This is a genomic window from Nocardia sp. NPDC050799 (assembly GCF_040654015.1).
Taxonomy (GTDB): Bacteria; Actinomycetota; Actinomycetes; order Mycobacteriales; family Mycobacteriaceae; genus Nocardia.
The window spans coordinates 92,782-114,084 of sequence record NZ_JBFAHF010000005.1 but is presented as its reverse complement, the minus strand read 5'-3'; the positions used below and the strand labels follow the sequence as shown (position 1 = coordinate 114,084).

At 69.0% G+C, this 21,303-nt stretch carries 19 protein-coding genes; 17 read left to right on the top strand and 2 right to left on the bottom strand.

The window, feature by feature from the left end:
• The first annotated feature begins 174 nt into the window (after positions 1-174).
• The 3 genes from AB0H42_RS07525 to coaD are packed head-to-tail and all read left to right on the top strand — an operon-like array spanning position 175 to position 4,652.
• Positions 175-3,573, top strand: a complete 3,399-nt coding sequence (locus AB0H42_RS07525; protein WP_357051277.1) for a pyruvate carboxylase — start codon at positions 175-177, stop codon at positions 3,571-3,573.
• The gene (gene rsmD, locus AB0H42_RS07520; RefSeq protein WP_357051274.1) at positions 3,570-4,163 is read left to right on the top strand and encodes a 16S rRNA (guanine(966)-N(2))-methyltransferase RsmD; all 594 of its coding nucleotides are present in this window, start codon (positions 3,570-3,572) and stop codon (positions 4,161-4,163) included. Before AB0H42_RS07525 ends, rsmD begins: the two co-directional genes overlap by 4 nt.
• A 3-nt stretch (positions 4,164-4,166) precedes the next feature.
• A complete protein-coding gene (gene coaD / locus AB0H42_RS07515) occupies positions 4,167-4,652 on the top strand; it encodes a pantetheine-phosphate adenylyltransferase (protein ID WP_357051271.1) in 486 nt (161 codons plus the stop codon).
• Here the strand turns inward: coaD and AB0H42_RS07510 are convergent.
• Positions 4,620-5,195, bottom strand: coding sequence for a GtrA family protein (locus tag AB0H42_RS07510; RefSeq protein WP_357051268.1), 576 nt, complete (start codon positions 5,193-5,195; stop codon positions 4,620-4,622). The two genes, coaD and AB0H42_RS07510, sit on opposite strands and share 33 nt — an antisense overlap.
• A gap of 224 nt (positions 5,196-5,419) precedes the next feature.
• On the opposite strand from AB0H42_RS07510, the gene AB0H42_RS07505 reads away from it, so the two are divergent.
• The 12 genes from AB0H42_RS07505 to smc all read left to right on the top strand — a co-directional run bounded on the left by AB0H42_RS07505 (position 5,420) and on the right by smc (position 17,617).
• Positions 5,420-6,166: a DivIVA domain-containing protein gene (locus AB0H42_RS07505; RefSeq protein ID WP_357051680.1), complete on the top strand. Its 747-nt coding sequence runs from the start codon at positions 5,420-5,422 to the stop codon at positions 6,164-6,166.
• Between the two features lie 391 nt (positions 6,167-6,557).
• Complete coding sequence (locus AB0H42_RS07500; protein WP_357051265.1) at positions 6,558-7,217, top strand: DUF177 domain-containing protein; 660 nt, start codon at positions 6,558-6,560, stop codon at positions 7,215-7,217.
• 2 nt (positions 7,218-7,219) lie between these two features.
• Complete coding sequence (gene rpmF, locus AB0H42_RS07495; protein WP_357051262.1) at positions 7,220-7,402, top strand: 50S ribosomal protein L32; 183 nt, start codon at positions 7,220-7,222, stop codon at positions 7,400-7,402.
• A 14-nt stretch (positions 7,403-7,416) separates the two neighbouring features.
• The gene (rnc, locus tag AB0H42_RS07490; protein ID WP_357051259.1) at positions 7,417-8,139 is read left to right on the top strand and encodes a ribonuclease III; all 723 of its coding nucleotides are present in this window, start codon (positions 7,417-7,419) and stop codon (positions 8,137-8,139) included.
• Positions 8,140-9,027, top strand: a complete 888-nt coding sequence (mutM, locus tag AB0H42_RS07485; RefSeq protein WP_357051257.1) for a bifunctional DNA-formamidopyrimidine glycosylase/DNA-(apurinic or apyrimidinic site) lyase — start codon at positions 8,140-8,142, stop codon at positions 9,025-9,027.
• Between the two features lie 82 nt (positions 9,028-9,109).
• Positions 9,110-9,691 (top strand): dihydrofolate reductase family protein, encoded by a 582-nt coding sequence (locus AB0H42_RS07480; RefSeq protein ID WP_357051254.1) that lies wholly within the window; start codon positions 9,110-9,112, stop codon positions 9,689-9,691.
• 3 nt (positions 9,692-9,694) lie between these two features.
• Positions 9,695-10,759 carry a PHP domain-containing protein gene (locus AB0H42_RS07475; RefSeq protein ID WP_357051251.1) on the top strand — a complete coding sequence of 355 codons (1,065 nt, stop codon included), beginning with the start codon at positions 9,695-9,697 and terminating at the stop codon, positions 10,757-10,759.
• A 167-nt stretch (positions 10,760-10,926) separates the two neighbouring features.
• The gene (locus AB0H42_RS07470; RefSeq protein WP_357051248.1) at positions 10,927-12,447 is read left to right on the top strand and encodes a substrate-binding domain-containing protein; all 1,521 of its coding nucleotides are present in this window, start codon (positions 10,927-10,929) and stop codon (positions 12,445-12,447) included.
• A gap of 66 nt (positions 12,448-12,513) precedes the next feature.
• Complete coding sequence (locus tag AB0H42_RS07465) at positions 12,514-12,999, top strand: OsmC family protein (RefSeq protein WP_357051245.1); 486 nt, start codon at positions 12,514-12,516, stop codon at positions 12,997-12,999.
• Positions 13,000-13,001: 2 nt separating this feature from the next.
• Positions 13,002-13,298: an acylphosphatase gene (locus tag AB0H42_RS07460; RefSeq protein ID WP_357051242.1), complete on the top strand. Its 297-nt coding sequence runs from the start codon at positions 13,002-13,004 to the stop codon at positions 13,296-13,298.
• 95 nt (positions 13,299-13,393) lie between these two features.
• Positions 13,394-13,813, top strand: a complete 420-nt coding sequence (locus AB0H42_RS07455) for a DUF1707 domain-containing protein (RefSeq protein ID WP_357051239.1) — start codon at positions 13,394-13,396, stop codon at positions 13,811-13,813.
• A gap of 180 nt (positions 13,814-13,993) precedes the next feature.
• A complete protein-coding gene (gene smc, locus AB0H42_RS07450; protein ID WP_357051236.1) occupies positions 13,994-17,617 on the top strand; it encodes a chromosome segregation protein SMC in 3,624 nt (1,207 codons plus the stop codon).
• Between the two features lie 40 nt (positions 17,618-17,657).
• On the opposite strand, the gene AB0H42_RS07445 is transcribed toward smc, so the two are convergent.
• The gene (locus AB0H42_RS07445) at positions 17,658-18,047 is read right to left on the bottom strand and encodes a DUF2237 domain-containing protein (protein WP_357051233.1); all 390 of its coding nucleotides are present in this window, start codon (positions 18,045-18,047) and stop codon (positions 17,658-17,660) included.
• 167 nt (positions 18,048-18,214) lie between these two features.
• Here AB0H42_RS07445 and ftsY point away from each other — a divergent pair, with 167 nt between their 5' ends.
• Positions 18,215-19,774 (top strand): signal recognition particle-docking protein FtsY, encoded by a 1,560-nt coding sequence (gene ftsY, locus AB0H42_RS07440; RefSeq protein ID WP_357051230.1) that lies wholly within the window; start codon positions 18,215-18,217, stop codon positions 19,772-19,774.
• Positions 19,775-19,995: 221 nt separating this feature from the next.
• Positions 19,996-21,300 (top strand): ammonium transporter, encoded by a 1,305-nt coding sequence (locus AB0H42_RS07435; RefSeq protein ID WP_356993003.1) that lies wholly within the window; start codon positions 19,996-19,998, stop codon positions 21,298-21,300.
• Positions 21,301-21,303: the final 3 nt, after the last annotated feature.

Here is a 21,303-nt window from a genome sequence, read left to right as displayed (position 1 = left end):
TCGGATAGCCGGGAAATGGCCGCAGCGGATGATACGCACAGGCCGGGATCGTGGGCGGTGAGATATGACGGTGCGGTGAACAGGACTTCGCAGCGTTGCCATACGTACTTGTGAAGATTTTGCGAAGTGGACTTCGCTGTCGCCCCTGGGTGTGGCGCCGGGTACGTTGGTTCAATGTTCTCGAAAGTCTTGGTTGCCAACCGCGGCGAAATCGCCATCCGAGCCTTCCGCGCGGCGTACGAGCTCGGTGTCGGAACGGTTGCCGTCTTCCCGCACGAGGACCGCAATTCGGTCCACCGCCTGAAGGCGGACGAGGCATACGAGATCGGCGAGGAAGGTCATCCGGTCCGCGCCTACCTCTCGGTCGACGCCATCATCGAGGCAGCGAAGACCGCGGGCGCCGACGCGATCTACCCCGGCTACGGGTTCCTGTCGGAGAATCCCGATCTGGCCGCCGCGTGCGCCCGGGAGGGCATCACCTTCATCGGACCGTCGGCCGAGGTTCTCGAATTGGCGGGCAACAAGGCCCGCGCGATCGCCGCGGCGCGGGAGGCCGGGCTGCCGGTCCTGGATTCGAGCGCGCCCTCGGCCGATGTGGCGGAGTTGCTGGCGGCCGCGGAATCCATGGAATTCCCGGTATTCGTCAAGGCTGTCGCCGGTGGTGGCGGGCGCGGTATGCGCCGGGTGGCCGAGCGGTCCGGGCTGCGGGAAGCGATCGAGGCCGCCTCGCGCGAGGCGGAATCGGCGTTCGGCGATCCGACGGTGTTCCTGGAACAGGCCGTGGTGAACCCACGGCATATCGAGGTACAGATCCTGGCCGACAGCCAGGGCAATGTGATGCACCTGTTCGAGCGGGACTGTTCGCTGCAGCGGCGGCACCAGAAGGTGATCGAGCTGGCCCCCGCCCCGAATCTGGATCCGGCATTGCGGGACCGGATCTGCGCGGACGCGGTGGCCTTCGCCCGGCAGATCGGGTACAGCTGTGCGGGCACGGTGGAGTTCCTGCTCGACGAACGCGGCGAACATGTGTTCATCGAGATGAATCCGCGGATCCAGGTGGAACATACGGTGACCGAGGAGATCACCGATGTGGATCTGGTGCAGTCGCAGTTGCGGATCGCGGCCGGGGAGAGCCTCACCGACCTGGGACTGAGCCAGGACACGGTGACCATCCGCGGTGCGGCGCTGCAGTGCCGGATCACCACCGAGGACCCGGCCAACGGATTCCGTCCCGATACCGGTCGAATCACCGCCTATCGCACCCCCGGCGGCGCCGGTATCCGCCTCGACGGCGGCGCGAACCTGGGCGCGGAGATCGGCGCCTACTTCGATTCCATGCTGGTCAAGCTCACCTGCCGCGGCCGGGACTTCCCGGTGGCGGTGGCGCGGGCCCGGCGGGCGCTGATGGAATTCCGGATCCGCGGTGTCACGACCAATATCCCGTTCCTGCTCGCGGTACTCGGCGACGACGATTTCACCGCGGGCCGTATCACCACCTCGTTCATCGACGAGCGCCCGGAACTGCTGGCCACCCGCGAACCCGCCGACCGCGGCACCAAGATCCTGAACTACCTGGCCGATGTCACGGTGAACAAACCGCACGGCGCCCGGCCGACCGCGGTGTACCCGCACGACAAACTGCCTGCGATCGACCTGTCGGTGCCGCCGCCGGCCGGTTCGCGGCAGAGACTGCTGACGCTGGGCCCGGAAGGATTCGCCCGCGCGCTGCGCGAACAGAAGGCCGTCGGGGTCACCGACACCACCTTCCGCGACGCGCACCAGTCGCTGCTGGCGACCAGGGTACGCACCAACGGCCTGCTCGATGTGGCCGGGCATGTGGCGCGACTGACCCCGGAACTGCTGTCCATCGAGGCATGGGGCGGGGCGACCTACGATGTGGCGCTGCGGTTCCTCTACGAGGACCCGTGGGAGCGGCTGGCCGCGCTGCGCGAGGCGATTCCCAACATCTGCCTGCAGATGCTGCTGCGCGGCCGCAACACCGTCGGCTACACCCCGTATCCGGAGCGGGTGACCCGGGCATTCGTGGCCGAGGCCACCGAGACCGGTATCGATATCTTCCGGATCTTCGACGCCCTGAACAATGTGGACCAGATGCGCCCGGCCATCGACGCGGTGCGGGAAACCGGTACCGCGATCGCGGAGGTCGCGCTGTCCTACACCGGTGATCTCACCGACCCGGACGAGAAGCTCTACACCCTCGATTACTACCTCAAACTGGCCGAGCAGATCGTGGACGCGGGCGCACACGTGCTGGCGATCAAGGATATGGCCGGACTGTTGCGCGCGCCCGCCGCGGCGAAACTGGTGACCGCGCTGCGCAGCAATTTCGATCTGCCGGTCCATGTGCACACCCACGACACCCCGGGTGGGCAGCTGGCCACCTATCTCGCCGCCTGGCAGGCCGGTGCCGACGCCGTCGACGGTGCCTCGGCCGCTATGGCCGGCACCACCAGCCAGCCCGCGCTCTCGGCGATCGTGGCCGCCGCCGCGCACAGCGAATACGACACCGGGCTGAACCTGCGCAATGTCTGCGATCTGGAGCCGTACTGGGAGGCGCTGCGCAAGGTGTACGCGCCGTTCGAATCCGGCCTGCCGGCGCCCACCGGGCGCGTCTACACCCACGAAATCCCCGGCGGGCAGTTGTCGAATCTGCGCCAGCAGGCCATCGCCCTGGGGCTGGGCGATCGGTTCGAGGAGGTCGAGGCGAAGTACGCGGCCGCGGACCGGTTGCTGGGCCGGCTGATCAAGGTCACACCGTCCTCCAAGGTGGTCGGTGACCTGGCGCTGTCGCTGGTCGGCTCCGGTATCGATATCGAGCATTTCGCCGCCGATCCGGGACGTTACGACATCCCCGATTCGGTGATCGGTTTCCTGCGTGGCGAACTCGGCACACCGGCCGGCGGCTGGCCCGAGCCGTTCCGGGAGAAGGCGCTCGCCGGCCGTGGCGCGGCCAAACCCGAATCCGAGCTGTCCGAGGCGGACGAAGCGGGTCTGTCCGGTACCTCCGATGAGCGCCGCGCGACCCTGAACCGGCTGCTGTTCCCCGGCCCGACCGCGGAATTCCTGGCGCACCGGGAGAAATACGGCGATACCACCGGACTGTCGGCCAATCAGTTCTTCTACGGCCTGCGGCACGGCGAGGAACACCGGGTGCAGCTCGAGAAGGGCGTCATCCTGCTCATCGGGCTGGAGGCGATCTCCGAACCCGACGAACGCGGGATGCGCACGGTCATGTGCATCCTCAACGGGCAATTGCGTCCGGTATCCGTGCGGGATCGTTCCATTGCCAGTGAGATCCCGGCCGCGGAGAAGGCCGACAAGAACAATCCGCATCACATCGCGGCGCCCTTCGCCGGTGTCGTGACGCTGACCGTGGCCGAAGGCGAAACGGTCGCCTCGGGCGACACCGTCGGCACCATCGAGGCCATGAAGATGGAGGCCGCCATCACCGCACCGCGCGGCGGTGTGGTGGGCCGGGTGGCGATCGCACAGGTGCAGCAGGTCGAAGGCGGTGATCTGCTGGTCGAGCTGGGCGAGCGCGAATCCGAATGACCCGGATCGTCGCCGGGATCGCGGGTGGGCGACGCCTGAAGGTGCCGCCGGCCGGGACCCGGCCCACCTCGGACCGGGTACGCGAGGCCGTGTTCTCCTCGATCGAGGCGTGGATGGACCTCGCGGGCGCCCGGGTACTGGACCTCTACGCCGGCTCGGGCGCGCTCGGGCTGGAGGCGCTGTCGCGCGGCGCCGCCGCCGCGCTGCTGGTCGAATCCGACCGGCGGGCGGCCGGGGTGCTGCGCGGCAATATCGCCGAGCTGGGCCTGGGCGGTGCGCAGGTGCGGATCGGGACGGTGACGCAGGTGCTCGCCCACGGTGGTGCGGGCGCTTTCGATCTGGTGTTCGCCGATCCGCCCTACGAGCTGCCGACCGCGGCCGTCGAGGGCGATCTCACCGCGCTCGCCGCGCACGGGTGGCTCGCCGAGGACGCATTACTGCTGGTGGAACGCTCCGCTCGGTCGGCCGAGATCGCTTGGCCCGCAGGCTTCGAGGGTCGCGCCGCGCGGCGCTACGGGGAGACCCGGATCGAGGCGGCGGTGTACGTCGGCGCGACCCCGGCGGACCCGGGCGAACCTGCTAGCGTCTGATCCATGGCAGGAGCTTTGTGCCCGGGATCCTTCGATCCGGTGACCAACGGCCACCTCGATGTGTTCCGGCGGGTCGCCGAGCAGTTCGACGAGGTCGTCATCACAGTGATGATCAACAAGAAGAAGCAGGGCATGTTCTCGATCGACGAGCGGATCGAGATGCTGCGGGACGCCACCGCGGACCTGCCGGGCGTGCGGGTCGCCTCCTGGGACGGTCTGCTGGTCGATTTCGCCCGGGAGCAGGGCATCACCGCCATCGTCAAGGGTCTGCGCGACGCCGGTGATTTCGGCTACGAACTCCAGATGGCCCAGATGAACAAGAAGCTCTCCGGCGTCGACACCTTCTTCATCGCGACCAACCCCACCTTCAGCTACCTGTCCAGCTCCCTTGTCAAGGAAGTGGCGGCCTTCGGCGGCGATGTCAGCGATATGCTGCCGCCGCTGGTACACAAACGACTACTCGACCGGCTGGCCGAGCGGGCGGGTTGATCCGGACCGCTGCGCGGTCGTTTCCCGGGCCCGCCGCAGCGGCCGGAACACCAGACCGCGCAACGCCAGGAACCGCAGACCTCCCACCGCGGCGCTGATCGCCAGCACGGCCGCCGCCTGGGTGAGTTCGTTCAGTGTCGGAGCCAGGACCTCCAGCGCGGCGAGGGCCGCGGTGCTGATACCCAGCCCCAGCAGCGCCAGGCCGCCGCCTTCCCATTGTGCGGTGAACCAGCCGACCCGCTCGGCGGCGTGGAAGGTGAGCCTGCGGTGCAGTTCGTTGGCCAGGACGGTGCTCACCACCGAGCCGGCCACATTTGCCGGCAGGGTCCCGGCGCCGGTCAGGGTCAGGAAGAGCAAGACATACGAAATATTGCTCAATCCACCGACCAGTGCGAAACGAATCAACTGAGGGAACGCACGGTCACCGCGCAGATACTGCAAGAGGCGCTGCTGCCAGGCGGCGGGGGCGAACGGTTCCGGCCAATCGATATCCAGATCCCCGGTGGTCAGTGCCGCGGACGTAGGCAACTGCAGGATGGTCATGGGCGGTTCCGATCGGGCAAGGGACAGGCAGCCCCTCCGCGCCGCGGTTGGGCTCCCTAAGAATTTAACACCAAGCGGAGGGTGGGTCTCCAGTTGATTGTGTGACTCTGCAGATATCGGGCAGAACGGCGACACACCGAAAGTAGGTTCGGCGCATCCACCGGCCCGGGGCACACTGGGAACGGCGTGATGTGTCGCCGATCGTCAGCAGGAGGACAGTGAGCATGTACCGGGTATTCGAGGCGCTCGACGAACTGGTCGCCATAGTCGAGGAGGCGCGGGGTATCCCCGCGACGCGCAACTGCATCGTGCCGCGTCCGGAAACGCTCGATCTGCTCGACGATGTGCGGGACGCGTTGCCCACCGAGATCGACGACGCCCAGGATGTGCTCGATCACCGGGACAAGATCATCGACGACGCCCGGGGGCTCGCGGAGGACACCATCCGGTCCGCGGACGAACAGGCCGCCGGCACGGTGGCCGACGCCCGCGCCGAAGCCGACCGGATCCTCGCCGAGGCCAAGGCGCACGCCGATCGGATGGTCGCCGAGGCCACCGCGCACGCCGACCGGATGGTCGATACGGCCACCGCCGAGGCCGAACGCCTGATCACCGATGCCAAGGCCGAATACGAGGCGGTCACCGGCCGGGCGCGCGCCGAGGCCGAACGGACCGTCGAGGCCGGCCAGGCCTCCTATGACCGCTCGGTCGCCGACGGCCAGGCCGAACAGCGCCGGCTCGTGGAGGACACCGAGGTGGTCCGGGCCGCGCACGCCGAATCGGCGCGCATCATCGACACCGCCCATGCCGACGCCGACCGGATGCGCGCCGACTGCGACCACTACGTCGACACCAAACTCGCCGAGTTCGAGGACACCCTCGGCAGTGCGCTGCGCACCGTCGGCCGGGGCCGCCAGCAGTTGCGCAACGGGGCGGGCGTCCCCGACTACGCCGCGGAGTTCCGGCGGTAATCGCGGCCCCGCCTCCGTCGGGGCGGGCCGAGCCCCGGCCACGAAAGCCGAGGAATCCCCGGCCACGAAAGCCGAGGAATGCGGAGTAGACAGATGGCCGAGAGGTTTCCGGATTCGGACGTCCCCGCCGACGCAACCCGTATGCGTCGAGTTCTGCGAGACACCTCCAAGGGGTGAGGCCCGTCTCGCCGTTTCGGCCTCGAAGCGCATGCGACGCAGGCGCGAGTCCCGAGGCCGACCCGGCGAGACATGAGGGGCCTCGACCCCGCACGCGCCGGCGTGCCATGAACACAGTTTTGCGGGGTCGGCCGGTTCGCCGTACTGTGGTGTGGTTGCTCGCCGATTCCGGCGCAAAACCAACAGCCCCGACCCACCCAGTGGAGTGTTTGCGATGCCTGCCGATACCACCGCGCGCTCGCGTTCCGGTGCATCTCGTGCACACGGCGCGGGTTTCGTGCTGGATGTCCGCAGCCTCGGTCGCGCCCCGGGCTCGATGCGCGAACTGCGGCGGACGGTCACCATCACCGAACGACTCGGACTCGATCTCGTCGGCGTACCCGTCGGCGCGGAGGTCGAGCTGGATCTGCGGTTGCAGTCGGTGTCCGAGGGGGTGCTCGTCACCGGGGCCCTCGACGCGCCGGTGACCGGTGAGTGCTCGCGGTGCCTCGAATCGTTCACCGATACGGTGCGGTTGTCGCTGACCGAGCTGTTCGCCTACCCGGATAGTGCCACCGACCAGACCTCTTCCGAGGACGAGGTCTACCGGATGCGCGACGATCTCATCGACCTGGAACCCCTGGTAGTGGACCAGCTGGGCCTGGAGTTGCCGCTGCAGCCGCTGTGCTCGCCGGACTGCGCGGGCCTGTGCCCGGAGTGCGGCGTGCGGATGGCGATTGCGGGATCCGATCACGGGCATGAGATACTTGATCCCCGCTGGGCCGGGCTGGCGAATTTCGCCTCCGGATCGCCCGGCAGCGGCAGCCCCGACGAGGGTGCGGCCACCGGAGATCATTCCACCGAGACAGCACGTCACAGTACAGAGGAGAATTAGTCGTGGCCGTTCCCAAGCGCCGGATGTCCCGTTCCAACACCCGGTCGCGGCGCAGCCAGTGGAAGGCCGCCGCTCCCACTCTGATCACCTGCCCGAACCGGGCGTGTGGTCAGAAGACCCCGCCGCATATCGCGTGCCCCTCCTGCGGTACTTACAAGGGCCGCCAGGTCATTTCCGCCGTCTGACCCCCGGTCGACCGTTGACCGCGGGTAAAGACGAACCCGGTGAACCGGGTGATCATTCGGGCCTGCTCGCCGCCCTGGGCGTCGAGGTGGCTCCGGAGTTGTTGCGACTGGCGCTGACCCATCGCTCGTACGCGTACGAGAACGGCGGCCTGCCGACCAATGAGCGGCTCGAGTTCCTCGGGGACTCCGTGCTCGGTCTGAGCATCACCGAACGGCTCTACCACGAGCATCCGGAGAAATCCGAGGGTGAGCTGGCCAAGCTGCGCGCGAGTGTGGTGAACATGCACGCGCTCGCCGAGGTGGCGCGCAACCTGGGTGAGGGTGGTCTGGGCGCGCATCTGCTGCTCGGCAAAGGTGAGGAACTCACCGGCGGCCGGGACAAGCCCAGCATCCTCGCCGACGGTATGGAATCGCTGCTCGGTGCCGTCCACCTCGAGCACGGCATCGACGTGGCCCGTGAGGTCGTGCTGCGGCTGTTCGCCGACCTGCTGGAACGCGGCCCGCGGATGGGTGCGGGGCTGGACTTCAAGACCAGCCTGCAGGAGTTGACCGCCGAACGCGGTCTCGGTGTACCCGGCTACGAGATCACGTCCACCGGCCCCGACCACGACAAGGAATTCACCGCGACCACCGTGATCGCCGGGGATGCCTACGGTCAGGGAGTCGGCCGGTCGAAGAAAGAAGCCGAGCAGAAGGCGGCGGGCGCGGCCTACCGAGCATTGACCGGCGAATCCTGAATGCCCGAACTTCCCGAGGTGGAGGTCGTACGCCGCGGCCTCACCGAACATCTGTGCGGGCGGACCGTCGAATCGGTCATTGTCACTCACCCGCGGTCGGTGCGCCGGCACGAGCCGGGCGCCGCCGATATGGCGGCCCGGATCACCGGGCTCACGGTGGCCGCGGCGCAGCGGCGCGGGAAGTATCTGTGGCTCACCTTCGACGAATACGGCGGTGGGTCTGCTGATACCGCGTTGGTCGTGCATCTCGGTATGAGCGGGCAGATGCTGGTACAGCCCGCCGGCGCCCCGGTGGAGAAGCACGCCCATATCCGGGCGACCCTCGACGACGGGCGCGAGTTGCGCTTCGTCGACCAGCGCACCTTCGGCGGCTGGGTGCTGGCACCGCTGGTGGAGGTGGACGGCGATCTGCTGCCCGACCTGCTCGCGCATATCGCCCGCGACCCGCTGGACCCCCGGTTCGACGCCGAGCGGGTGGTCGGTGTGCTGCGGACCAAGAACACCGAGATCAAACGGGTGCTGCTGGATCAGGCCGTGATCTCCGGGATCGGCAACATCTACGCCGACGAGGCCTTGTGGCGGGCGAGGGTGCACGGCGGCCGGATCGCCTCGGCGCTCACCCGTCCGGTATTGCGCACCCTGCTCGCCGAGGCCCGCGCGGTGATGACCGACGCGCTCGCCGCCGGCGGTACCTCCTTCGACGCCCTGTATGTGAATGTGAACGGCGAATCCGGCTACTTCGAGCGCGCCCTGGCGGTGTACGGGCGCGGCGACCGGCCGTGCCCGCGCTGCGGGGCGGTGATCGTGCGGGAGAAGTTCATGAACCGCTCGTCCTATTCCTGTCCGCGCTGTCAGCCGCCACCACGCGGGCGGCGCATTTCTTCCTGACGACCCTCTCGCGCCGGGCCCGGCGGCGGGCTACGGTGGGCCTCGGCAAGATCACCGACCCGGTCCGGCTGGGAGGCAGGCCATGCGCAAGCTCACGTACTACGTCGCCGCCACCATCGATGGGTTCATCGCCACCGAGGACGGCTCGGTGGATTTTTTCCCGGTCGGCGGCGATCACGGCCCCGCCATCACCGCGCAGTATCCGGAAACGCTGCCGTCGCGGGTGCGCGAATCGCTGGGTATCACCAAGCGCAACGAGAACTTCGACACCGTGATCATGGGTCGCAGGACACACGATTTCGGAGTCCGTACCGGCACCGCGAACCCGTACGCGCATCTACGGCAGTTCGTGGTGTCCACAACGCTCACCACCCCGCCGGACCCGGCGGTGGCGCTGATCGGCGCCGATCCGGTCGCCGCGGTCGCCGGACTCAAACGCGAGCGGGGTCTGGGGATCTGGTTGTGCGGTGGCGGTGAACTGGCCCGGGCGCTGCTGCCGGAGATAGATCAGGTCTTTCTGAAGCTGTATCCGATCGTGCTGGGCCGCGGGCGGCCGCTGTTCGGCACCGGCCCGCAACTGCCGGATCCGGCGTGTTTCCGGGTGATCACCAGTCAGGTCTTCGAGGACGGTGTCGCCTTCGTGAAGTACGGCCGGGTGGGGTAGGCGGTGGCGAGCGAGTCGCAGGGGTCGGAGCAGGCCGGACCGCCCGTTCCGGCGCCCGTTGCGGCCCTGCGCGAGATCGGGTTCTGGCTCGAACGCGACCGGGCACAGACGCACCGGGTGAAGGCCTACCGCCGGGCCGCCGATATTCTCGCCGGCCTCGACGATGCCGCGGCCGATCGGCACCGCCGGAACCACAGCTGGCAGGAACTGGCGGGGATCGGCCCCAAAACCGCCGCGGTGATCGAGGAGGCGGACGCCGGGACGGTGCCCCGCTATCTGGCCGAACTGCGCGCCGCCGCGAAACCGATCGGTGCCGAAGGCGCGCCGCTGCGGCACCTGCTGCGCGGTGATCTGCACACCCATTCGGACTGGTCCGACGGCGGCAGCCCGATCGCCGAGATGATGGGCGCTGCGGCCGCGATCGGGCACGAGTACTGCGCCCTCACCGACCATTCGCCGCGGCTCACCGTGGCCAACGGGCTTTCGGCCGACCGGCTGCGGCGGCAGCTGGACGTGGTGGCCGCACTCAACGCGGAATCGGCACCGCTGCGGGTACTGACCGGGATCGAGGTCGATATCCTCGACGACGGCTCGCTCGATCAGGACGCCGATCTGCTCGCCGAACTCGATATCGTCGTCGCCAGTGTGCATTCGCGGTTGCGCGATGACCGCGACACCATGACCCGGCGGATGGTGTACGCGGTGGCGAATCCGAATGTCGATGTGCTCGGCCACTGCACCGGCCGGTTGGTCGAGGGCGGGCGCGGAACCCGGCCGGAATCGGATTTCGACGCCCGGATCGTGTTCGAGGCCTGCCGCCGCTACGGTACGGCGGTCGAGATCAACAGCCGTCCCGAGCGGCGGGACCCGCCGTCGCGGCTGATCCGGCTCGCCGTGGAGATGGGTTGCGAGTTCTCCATCGACACCGACGCGCACGCACCGGGCCAGCTGGACTGGCAGGGTTACGGCTGCGCCCGCGCGGTGGCCGCCGAGGTGCCGCCGGAGCGGATCGTGAACACCCGCCCGGTGGACGAACTGCTGGAGTGGACCCGTACTCCCGGGCGGTGACCGGCACGTGGGGTGGGCCTGTCGCGGCCGAACGAGGTGATCACCTCGGTGCGTCGGTGGTGACCGCGTGGTGAACGCCTGCCGAACACTTGACGTGCTCGGCAGGTTTCGGTTTCCGGTGCCCAAAGATGGTGGGAACTGTGTCGATTCGGGGGATGGTAGCGCTGGTGAGCGAACTGTTGCTCAATCTCGTTCTGCCGCTGGCCGGTATCGCGATACCGGTGGGCGCGTTCCTGTGGGAATTCGTGCTCGTCGGCCGGAAACGGCTCGGGTGGCGGGTGCAGATGGACACCCCGGTCACCGGGGAGGCCGAATCCGGGCACGCGGGAGCGCTGCGGCAACTCCGGCAGACCTCCGACGGCACCGAGCGCAATCTGCAGGACCTGTCGGTGGTGCTGGTGCGGATCGAGAACAACGGCGCCACCACCATCGACGCCGCGGATTATGTGACCGCGCAGAACAATCAGGCCGGTCTGCACCTGCAGTTCCCGGACCGCAAGGTGATCGGGATGGCGGTCACCGAGTTGAGCAATCCGGGCCTGGCCGTCTGTTTCGAACCCGATTCGGGCTTCGGGCACCGGCAACTCGAGCAGGGTATCGGCGTGATCGACCTGCCCAAGGTCCCGCTGAACCGCAACGATCACTACAAGATCCTGGCCACTCTGGAGCGCACTTCGGGGCACGGCCCCTACCTCGACCCGGTCATGCAGGGTGTGGTGACCGGTGGGGGTATCGCCAGGACCAAGGGCCGCACCGGGGTTTCGCTGCTGATGGTGGCGCTCACCGGATTCCTCGTCCTGGTCATCGCGGCGATGACCGTCCTCGATATCGCCGCACCCGAGCCCGCGCCGCTGGGCTGCGCGACCGGTGAGCTGACCGTGGTCGGTTCCACCGCCTTCGAGCCCGTGATCCGGGAGGCGGCCCGCCTCTACGAGCAGACATGTCCCGGGGCCGGTTTCGCCTTCGGCTTCGAGGGCAGCGAGCGCGGTATGGCCCGGCTCGAGGACGAGGCCGGTGGCCACGGCGGGCTGCTCGCGATCGGTGACGCACCCAGGGGCGCGGACTATCCGGCTCTGGTGCAGCGGCCGCTGGCGGTTTCGCTGTTCTCGGTGGTCGTGCATCCGAGCGCGGGGGTGCGGGATCTGACGGCCGGGCAGATCCGCGACCTGTTCCAGGGGCGGGTGTCGAACTGGCGGGAGGTGGGCGGCGCCGATCAGCCGGTACGCGTCGTCAACCGCTATGCCGGCTCGGGCTCGCGCTGGACCTTCGAATCCCGCCTGCTCGATTCCGCGCAACCGCCCGAACCCGGAGTGACCTGCCGCGAACTGCGGCGAGGTGCTGCTCCGGGACGCTGCCAGACGCTCTACACCGACGATATGCTCGCCGCGGTCGCCGCCACAACCGGTGCGATCGGTTACAGCGAATCCGCCGATGCCGCCGACACGCCGGGGGTGGTCGGGGTGACGATCGACGGCCGGCGCGCCACCCGCGACGAGGTCGCCGCGGGCGGCTATCCGTTCTGGGGAGTGGAGTACGCGTTCGGCCACGGTGATTTCGCGCCGGGTTCGCTGGGCGCCGGTTTCCTGCGGTTTCTCGTCGGTGAGGCGGGTCAGGACGTGATCCGGTCCTACGGCAATCTGCCGTGCGCCGATGTCGCCGATCCCGCGCTGTGCCACCCGCGTGCCTGACGATGCCCGCTGATCGGCCGAGGACGGGTGCGCGGTGCGGCGACGGCGGATGGCAGGATCGCGAGCATGGTTGACAACACCTCTGCGGCGTCCGCCCCGGCAGCGGGCGATACGGCGCCCGCAGCACAGGCCGGGCCGACCACCCTGTGGGTGGAACGGACGGGTACCCGCCGCTACACCGGTCACAGTTCGCGCGGCGCCGAGGTGCTCATCGGTTCCGAGGGGGTACCCGGCGTGTTCACCCCCGGCGAGCTGCTGAAGATCGCGCTGGCGGCCTGCTCGGGGATGAGCTCGGATTTCCCGCTGTCACGGCGGCTCGGTGACGACTACGACGCCACCATCCGGGTGTCCGGTGCCGCCGACCGCGAGAACGAGGTGTACCCGCAGCTCGACGAGGTCTTCGAGCTCGATCTCAGTGAGCTCGACGCGGCGGCCCGGGACCGGTTGCTGGTGACGGTGCAGCGGGCCATCGACAAGGTCTGCACGGTCGGCCGCACGCTGAAGGCCGGCAGCAAGGTGACGCTGTCGTTCGATATCGACACGGTCGACTGATCGTGGCCGCGGCGACGGAGGGAACCGACCCGGTGCGGTTGAGCGCCTGGGTGCACGGATACGTGCAGGGTGTGGGCTTCCGGTGGTGGACGCGGGCGCGGGCGCTGGAGCTCGGCCTCTCCGGGCATGCCACGAATGCCGCCGACGGCCGGGTGCATGTGGTGGCGGAGGGTCCGCGCGCCGCGGCCGACCGGTTGCTGGCGTTGTTGCGGTCGGGGGGAACGCCCGGCCGGGTGGATCTGGTGGTCGAGTCGTGGGAGCCGCCGCGGGGCGGGCTGGAAGGTTTCGCCGAACGGTAGGCCGGGGGACCGCTCCCCCTTGACATAACACAGTGGAAGGTGCACTCTTGGTGCATCCATTGTGGAATGTGGTCCGACCTGTAAGGGGAGCGGTTATGGAGATCACGACGGGTACCCGTGCCTCGGACGCCGAACGCGATCGAATCGTGCGCGAGCTGAGCCGTCATCTCGGTGACGGCCGCATCGACCTGGCCGAATACGATCAGCGGGTCGCGCAGGTGTACCGCACGACCACCCGCGCGGAACTCACCGACGTCCTCGCGGACCTGCCCACCCCGGCGCCGGCGCGTGCGGCGGCACCGCGCTCGCGATTCCCGATCTGGCAGCGGATCGAGGCCACCGCGTGGCTCACGGTCAGCGTGCTGGTACTGGTGATCTGGGGCGCGATCTCGCTGGGTGTCGGTGAGGTCACCTATTTTTGGCCCCTGTGGGTCATCGGTCCTTGGGGCGCGGTGCTGGCAGTGCGGGCGGCAACCGGTATCGAGAGCGGCCACCGCCATCGCCGGAAGATATAACGCCCGGTAGCCTTCCTGACATCCGGCCGGCGGGCACGCCCGGCCGCGGTCGCCGGTGTACCCGGCAACCGATCGGCCACGGCCGGTGCGCCGGTCGGTGACACGGCGCCGCAGGCCTATACCATGGCTGATCGGCCTGGGCGAGGCGGACAGTCACGGAGGCGGAAAGGGTCGTCGGCGTTGCATCTGAAGAGCTTGACGTTGAAGGGTTTCAAGTCCTTCGCATCCGCGACGACCTTGCGCTTCGAACCCGGGATCACCTGTGTGGTGGGGCCCAACGGCTCCGGTAAATCCAATGTCGTCGATGCGCTCACCTGGGTGATGGGCGAACAGGGCGCCAAGGCGCTGCGCGGCGGGAAGATGCAGGATGTCATCTTCGCCGGTACCTCCGGGCGGGCCCCGCTGGGCCGCGCCGAGGTCACGCTGACCATCGACAATTCCGACGGCGCCCTGCCCATCGACTACGCCGAGGTCTCCATCACCCGCCGCATGTTCCGCGACGGCGCCGGCGAATACGAGATCAACGGCAACTCCTGCCGGCTCATGGATGTGCAGGAACTGCTCAGCGACTCCGGTATCGGCCGGGAAATGCACGTCATCGTCGGGCAGGGCCAGCTCTCGGCGATTCTCGAATCGCGCCCCGAGGACCGGCGTGCCTTCATCGAGGAAGCCGCCGGTGTGCTCAAACACCGGAAACGCAAGGAAAAGGCCGTTCGCAAACTGGATGCGATGCAGGCCAACCTGGCCCGGCTCACCGACCTCACCACCGAACTCCGCCGCCAGCTCAAACCGCTGGGCCGGCAGGCCGAGGTCGCCCGCCGGGCGCAGACGGTGCAGGCGGATCTGCGGGACGCCCGGTTGCGGCTGGCCGCCGACGATCTGGTCAACCGGCGCACCGAACTGGAGAGCCAGCAGAGCAAAGAGGCCTACGCGCGGGAACAGCAGATCACCGTGCGCGGCGAACTCGATGCCGCGAATGCCGCGCTCGCCCAGCAGGAATACCAGCTCTCCCGGCTCACTCCCGGCGCCGAGGCCGCCGGACAGTTGTGGTTCCAGCTCTCCGCGCTCTCCGAACGGGTCAACGCGACCATCCGGATCGCCGGTGATCGCGCCCGGCACCTCGATACGGCCGCTCCCGCGAACACCGGCCGCGACCCCGATCAGCTCGAGGCCGAAGCCGACCGGGTGGAGGCCGAGGAAGCCGAACTGCGTGAGGCCGTCGAGATGGCCAACGAAACGCTGGAAGCCGCGCGGGAGAGCCTGGGCGACCGCGAGCATGCCGCCAAGGCCGCCGAACAGGCGCATCTGGCCGCGGTACGGGCCATCGCCGACCGGCGCGAGGGGCTGGTGCGGTTGTCGGGCCAGGTCGAAAATCTGCGCACCCGCGCCCAATCGATCGACGCCGAGATCGTGCGGTTGTCCACCGCCCTCACCGAGGCCCGGGCGCGGGGTACCGCGGCGCGGTCGGAATTCGACGCGGTGCAGGACGAACTGGCCGAGCTGGACGCCGGCGAGGCCGGGCTCGACGCCCAGCACGAGCACGCCGTGGAGGCGCTCGGACTGGCCGACCGCCGGGTCACCGAACTGCGCGCCGAGGACCGGGAGGCCGGTCGGCTGGTGGCCTCGCTGACCGCGCGGATCGAAGCGCTCGGCATGAACCTGGCCAGCCGCGACGGTGCGGCCTGGCTCACCGAGAACCATCCGGCCGGACTGCTGGGCCCGCTGTCGGGGCAGTTGCGGGTACACACCGGGTACGAGTCCGCGGTCGCGGCGGTACTGGGGCCGGTGGCCGAAGCGGTGGTGGCCGATACCGGGGAGACGGCCCTCAGCGCACTACGGGCGCTGGGGAAGGCCGACGGTGGGCGGGCCGCACTGGTGTACGAGGGGCCGGCGGCGGCGGATCTCGACGAACCGGCACTGCCCGGGGCGGCACGCTGGTTGCTGGATGTGGTGGACTGCCCGGGACCGGTCCGCGCGGCCGTGGTGGCGCTGACCCGCCGGGTCGCGGTGGTCGACGATCTGGATGCGGCGTCCGGGCTGCTGAGTGCGCGCCCGGAACTGCGGGTGGTCACCCGGGAGGGCGATCTGGCCGGGACCGGATGGCTGGTCGGCGGTTCGGACCGATCACCGAGCCGGTTGGAGATCCAGGCGAGTATCGATGCCGCCGAGGCCGATCTCGTCGCCGCCCGCCGGCACGCCGAAGAATTGGAGGCGAGCCTGGCCGGGGCGCTGGAGGAACAGGCCGACCGCAAAGACGCGGTCGACCACGCCCTGCTGGCCCTGCACGAATCCGATCAGGCCCTCAATGCCGTCTACGAGCGGCTCGGCCGGCTCGGTGCGGCCGTTCGCGCGGCCGACGCCGAATCCGGGCGGCTGACCGGCCAGCGCGCCGACGCCGAGACCGCACACGAGAAAGCCGTCGGCGAGCTGGCCGAACTCGAGGACCGGCTGCGGCACGCCGAGCGCGAACAGGCCGATACCGACAGCGATGCCGCCGGCGCCGCCGGAACCGAGGCCGCCGCACTGGCCCGGGAGGAGGCCGCCGCCGCGCTCGCCGAAGCCCGGGCCATGGAGGTGGAGGCGCGGCTGGCGGTGCGTACGGCCGAGGAGCGTGCCGAATCGGTCCGCGGTAAGGCGGATTCGCTGCGCCGAACCGCCCGTGCCGAACGTGAGGCGCGGGCCCGGGCCGAACGGGCGCAGGCCGCCCGGCGTCAGGCCGCCGGGGTCGCCGCCGCGGTCGCCGAATCCGGTGCTGATCTGGCGGCTCAACTCGAGAAAGTGGTGGCGGCCGCCGCCGCACGCCGCGACGAACTGGTCCGGCGGCGTACCGAATGCGCCACCGAGGTGGACCGGATCAAAGAGCGGGTACGGGCCCTGAACGCCCAGCTCGAACAGCTCACCGACGCGGTCCACCGGGACGAGGTGGCCAAAGCGCAGGCGGCGTTGCGGATCGAACAGCTGGAAGCCACCATCGCCGAACAGTTCGGGATCGCGCTCGACGATCTCATCGCCGAATACGGTCCCGCGGTCGCCCTGCCGCCCAGCGAACTGGAGATGCGGGAATACGAGCAGGCCAAGGAACGCGGTGAGCAGGTCAGCGCGCCGGCGCCGATGCCGTTCGACCGCGCCTCGCAGGAACGGCGCGCCAAACGCGCCGAAAAGGATCTGACCACCCTCGGCAAGGTCAACCCGCTGGCCCTCGAGGAGTTCGCGGCGCTCGAGGAGCGCTACAACTTCCTGGCCACCCAGCTCGAGGACGTCAAGAAGGCCCGCCAGGATCTGCTGGACGTGGTGGCCGAGGTCGACGCGCGGATCCTGCAGGTCTTCACCGACGCCTACGCCGATGTGGAACGGGAGTTCGTCCAGGTCTTCGCCGCGCTGTTCCCCGGCGGCGACGGCCGGCTGCTGCTCACCGATCCCACCGATATGCTCACCACCGGTATCGAAGTGGAGGCGCGGCCGCCCGGGAAGAAGGTCAAGCGGTTGTCGCTGCTGTCCGGCGGGGAGAAATCACTGACCGCCGTGGCGCTGCTGGTCGCCATCTTCCGCGCCCGGCCCTCGCCGTTCTATGTGATGGACGAGGTGGAGGCAGCGCTCGACGACACCAACCTGCGCCGGCTCATCGGACTGTTCGAGCAGTTGCGGGAGAAGAGCCAGCTGATCGTCATCACCCACCAGAAGCCGACCATGGAGATCGCCGATGCGCTCTACGGCGTGAGCATGCGCGGTGACGGCATCACCCAGGTCATCTCGCAGCGACTGCGCGGGCACGATCTCGCGGCGGCCGGTAGCGCGGCGGAGTAACCGCCGCGCCCGGCCACCGGCCGTGGGCCCGCGCCGGTGTTCAGAGCAGATCGCTGACATCGTCGGGTACGTCGACCGCGTATTTGCGCAGTATTTCCATAGCGATCACTTCCAGGGCATTCTCATGGGTCGCCGCCAGCACCACCGGTGCGGCGACACCGTCCTCATGCGCGTGTAACCAGCGCACCGCCACGACACACCATCTGTCCCCCGGCTGGAGCCCGGGGAAATTGTTCGCCGGACGAGGCGTGCTCAGATCGTTTCCGATGGACGCCTGATGCTCGAGGAACTCTGCTGTGACGACCGTGCACACGGTATGGCTGCCCAGGTCCTCCGGGCCGGTGCTGCAGCAGCCGTCCCGGTAGAACCCGGTCAGAGGATCGGTGCCGCACTCTTGTAGCGGACCCCCAAGCACGTTTCGATCGGTCACATCGCCGATCCTATTGGCCTGTCGCGAGAAGTTCCGCAGGACAAGAAATCTCACCGGCCGTGTTCGCGGGGCTGAGCTGGGGATGTGCCGGGTGTGCGGCAGCGGGTGCGGACCGCCGCCGCGCGGGCCGGGCCGGGTAACCTACCGCTCGGTACCGCTCTGGAAGGATGGTCGGCGTGAGTGCGCAAGCCTGGATTCTGATCGCAGTGATCGCCGCCGTACTGCTGGTCGCGCTCGTGGCCGGTTTCGTCCGGTACAAGCGCGGCCGGATTTCGCTGACAGCGCCGGCGGAGAAGGAAGAGCTGACCGACCGGTCGGGCGGGTATCAGGCGGCGAGTGGATTCTCGTTCAGCCAGGGCGGCCGGGGTGCCACCGCCGCTCCCGCACCGCCGGGGTCGAGCCCCGCGGAACCGGCGGCTCCGAGTCCCACTGAGCGGACCGATCTGGAGGGTCAGCCGCATATCGGCGACGACGCCGCCGTCCCGCGGGACGCTCCGCGCCGCGGGATCACCGATGTACCGCTGCCCGAGGCCGATACCGTCGACACCGCGACGACCGGCACGGAATCCGCCGCGGCCACCGACGGCACCGATACCGTCTCGCCCGAGACGACGGAGACGCCCGCCACCGCACCGGCGGACACCGGGAGCACCGGACCGGTGGCCGAGACCGGTACCGGGCCCGCGACCCCGGACACCGCCGCGGAGGAGCAGGTCGCCGCACCCACCGAGGCGGGTGCGGAGTCTGCGGTGGTGGCTCCCGATACCGCCGCCGGAGCCCATCTGGTCCCGGAGGTCGAGGAGATCGCGCCGACCTCGGGTCGGCTGACCCGGCTGCGCGGCCGGTTGTCCCGGTCGCAGAACGCGGTCGGCAAGAGTCTGCTGGGGCTGCTCGGCGGTGGCGACCTGGACGAGGATTCTTGGGAAGAGGTCGAGGACACGCTGGTGATGGCCGATATCGGTACCGCGGTCACCACCGTCATCGTGGAACGGCTGCGCGAGGAGATGGCCGCCCGCAGTGTCCGCACCGCCGAGGACGCGCGGTCGGTCCTGCGTGAGGTGCTGATCGAATCGCTGCGGCCGGAACTGGACCGTTCGGTGCGCGCGTTGCCGCACGCCGATCATCCGTCGATCCTGCTCGTGGTCGGGGTGAACGGCACCGGGAAGACGACCACCACCGGCAAACTCGCCCGGGTGCTGGTCGCCGACGGACGCCGGGTGCTGCTCGGGGCCGCGGACACCTTCCGCGCCGCGGCGGCCGATCAGTTGCAGACCTGGGGCGAGCGGGTCGGCGCGGATACCGTGCGCGGCCGCGAGGGCGCCGACCCGGCCGCCGTCGCCTTCGACGCCGTCTCCACCGGTATCGACGCCGGTGTGGACGTGGTCCTGGTCGATACCGCGGGCCGATTGCACACCAAGACCGGGCTCATGGACGAATTGGGCAAGGTCAAACGCGTCGTCGAGAAGAAGGCCTCGGTGGACGAGGTGCTGCTCGTACTCGACGCGACGGTGGGCCAGAACGGTCTCGCGCAGGCCCGTATCTTCGCGGAAGTGGTGGATATCAGCGGTGTTGTCCTGACCAAGCTGGACGGCACCGCCAAGGGCGGAATCGTCTTCCAGATCCAGCACGAACTGGGCGTACCGGTCAAACTGGTGGGCCTGGGCGAGGGCGCCGACGATCTGGCGCCGTTCGAACCCTCCGCCTTCGTCGACGCACTCCTCGGCTAGTTGTCCTGCCCACGAAGGTGAGCTGGATCCGGCTGCTTCCGGCGTGTCGCACAGCGGCCCGGAAACCTCCGCACAGCGTGCGCAACATACCCGAAACATTGGGACGTGATCCATTCACCTAGGTGAAACACCTGGGCGTCACGGATGAAACACCGAGTGAGCACCCTTCAGTAGCAGGCCCGATGTCGCGTGAGCGGCGGGCCAGAGGATGAGGGAGGAAACTGGTGGAAACCGTGATCGGCGCGCCCAACGCCGGCGACACCGCATGGATACTGACGAGCGCTGCGCTCGTCCTGTTGATGACACCCGGGCTGGCGTTCTTCTACGGCGGCATGGTCCGCGGCAAGAACGTGCTCAACATGATCATGATGAGCATCAGCGCGATGGGCGTGGTCACCGTGCTCTGGGTGCTGTACGGCTTCTCGGTCGCATTCGGCACCGACAAAGGCGGACTACTCGGGGACCCCGGGCAGTTCTTCGGCCTGAAGACCCTGATCGCCGGATTCGGCGACGAATCGGCGGGTGTCCCGCTGATCGGGACCATCCCCGCGACGGTCTTCGTCGCGTTCCAGGCGATGTTCGCGATCATCACCGTGGCGCTCATCTCCGGTGCGGTGGCCGACCGCCTGAAGTTCAGTGCCTGGCTGGTCTTCGCCGCCATCTGGGCCACCGTGGTGTATTTCCCGGTCGCGCATTGGGTCTGGGGCGGCGGCTGGATCATGGAGAAGGTCGAGGCCATCGACTTCGCCGGTGGTACCGCCGTACACATCAACTCCGGTGCCGCGGCGCTCGCGCTGGCCATCGTGGTCGGTAAGCGCGCGGGCTGGCCGAAAACTCCCTTCCGTCCGCACAACCTGCCCTTCGTCATGCTCGGTGCCGCGCTGCTGTGGTTCGGCTGGTTCGGCTTCAACGCCGGTTCCGCGGCGGCCGCCGACGGTGTCGCCGGTGCCACCTTCGTCACCACGCTGGTCGCCACCGCCGCCGCGATGATCGGCTGGCTGGTGGTGGAGAAGATCCGCGACGGCAAGCCGACCTCGCTGGGCGCCGCCTCCGGTATCGTCGCCGGCCTGGTGGCCATCACGCCCTCCTGCTCCTCGGTGAACGTCCTCGGCGCGCTGGCCATCGGCGTCATCGCGGGTGTGGTCTGCGCCCTGGCGGTAAGCCTGAAGTTCAAGTTCGGGTACGACGATTCACTCGACGTCGTGGGTATCCACATGGTCGGCGGTATCCTCGGCACGGTGCTGATCGGCTTGTTCGCCGCGCCCGAGGCGCCCGCCGGTGCGGAAGGCCTGTTCTACGGTGGTGATCTCGAGCTGCTGGGCCGGCAGGCCCTCGGCGCGGTCGCGGTTCTGGTGTACTCCTTCGTGATCGCTCTGGTGATCGCGTACGCGATCAAGTTCACCATCGGCCTGCGCGCCGACGCCGAAGCGGAGTCCAACGGTATGGACGATTCCGAACACGCGGAGACGGCATACGATTTCGCTGCACTGGGTGGAACCGCACGTTCGGCCGTCAAGGAGGCATGAATC

Coding starts and splice junctions, on each gene's coding strand:
- AB0H42_RS07525 (WP_357051277.1), top strand. CDS start 175: ATGTTCTCGAAAGTCTTGGTTGCCAACCGCGGCGAAATCGCCATCCGA.
- rsmD (WP_357051274.1), top strand. CDS start 3,570: ATGACCCGGATCGTCGCCGGGATCGCGGGTGGGCGACGCCTGAAGGTG.
- coaD (WP_357051271.1), top strand. CDS start 4,167: ATGGCAGGAGCTTTGTGCCCGGGATCCTTCGATCCGGTGACCAACGGC.
- AB0H42_RS07510 (WP_357051268.1), bottom strand. CDS start 5,195: ATGACCATCCTGCAGTTGCCTACGTCCGCGGCACTGACCACCGGGGAT.
- AB0H42_RS07505 (WP_357051680.1), top strand. CDS start 5,420: ATGTACCGGGTATTCGAGGCGCTCGACGAACTGGTCGCCATAGTCGAG.
- AB0H42_RS07500 (WP_357051265.1), top strand. CDS start 6,558: ATGCCTGCCGATACCACCGCGCGCTCGCGTTCCGGTGCATCTCGTGCA.
- mutM (WP_357051257.1), top strand. CDS start 8,140: ATGCCCGAACTTCCCGAGGTGGAGGTCGTACGCCGCGGCCTCACCGAA.
- AB0H42_RS07480 (WP_357051254.1), top strand. CDS start 9,110: ATGCGCAAGCTCACGTACTACGTCGCCGCCACCATCGATGGGTTCATC.
- AB0H42_RS07465 (WP_357051245.1), top strand. CDS start 12,514: ATGGTTGACAACACCTCTGCGGCGTCCGCCCCGGCAGCGGGCGATACG.
- AB0H42_RS07455 (WP_357051239.1), top strand. CDS start 13,394: ATGGAGATCACGACGGGTACCCGTGCCTCGGACGCCGAACGCGATCGA.
- ftsY (WP_357051230.1), top strand. CDS start 18,215: ATGGTCGGCGTGAGTGCGCAAGCCTGGATTCTGATCGCAGTGATCGCC.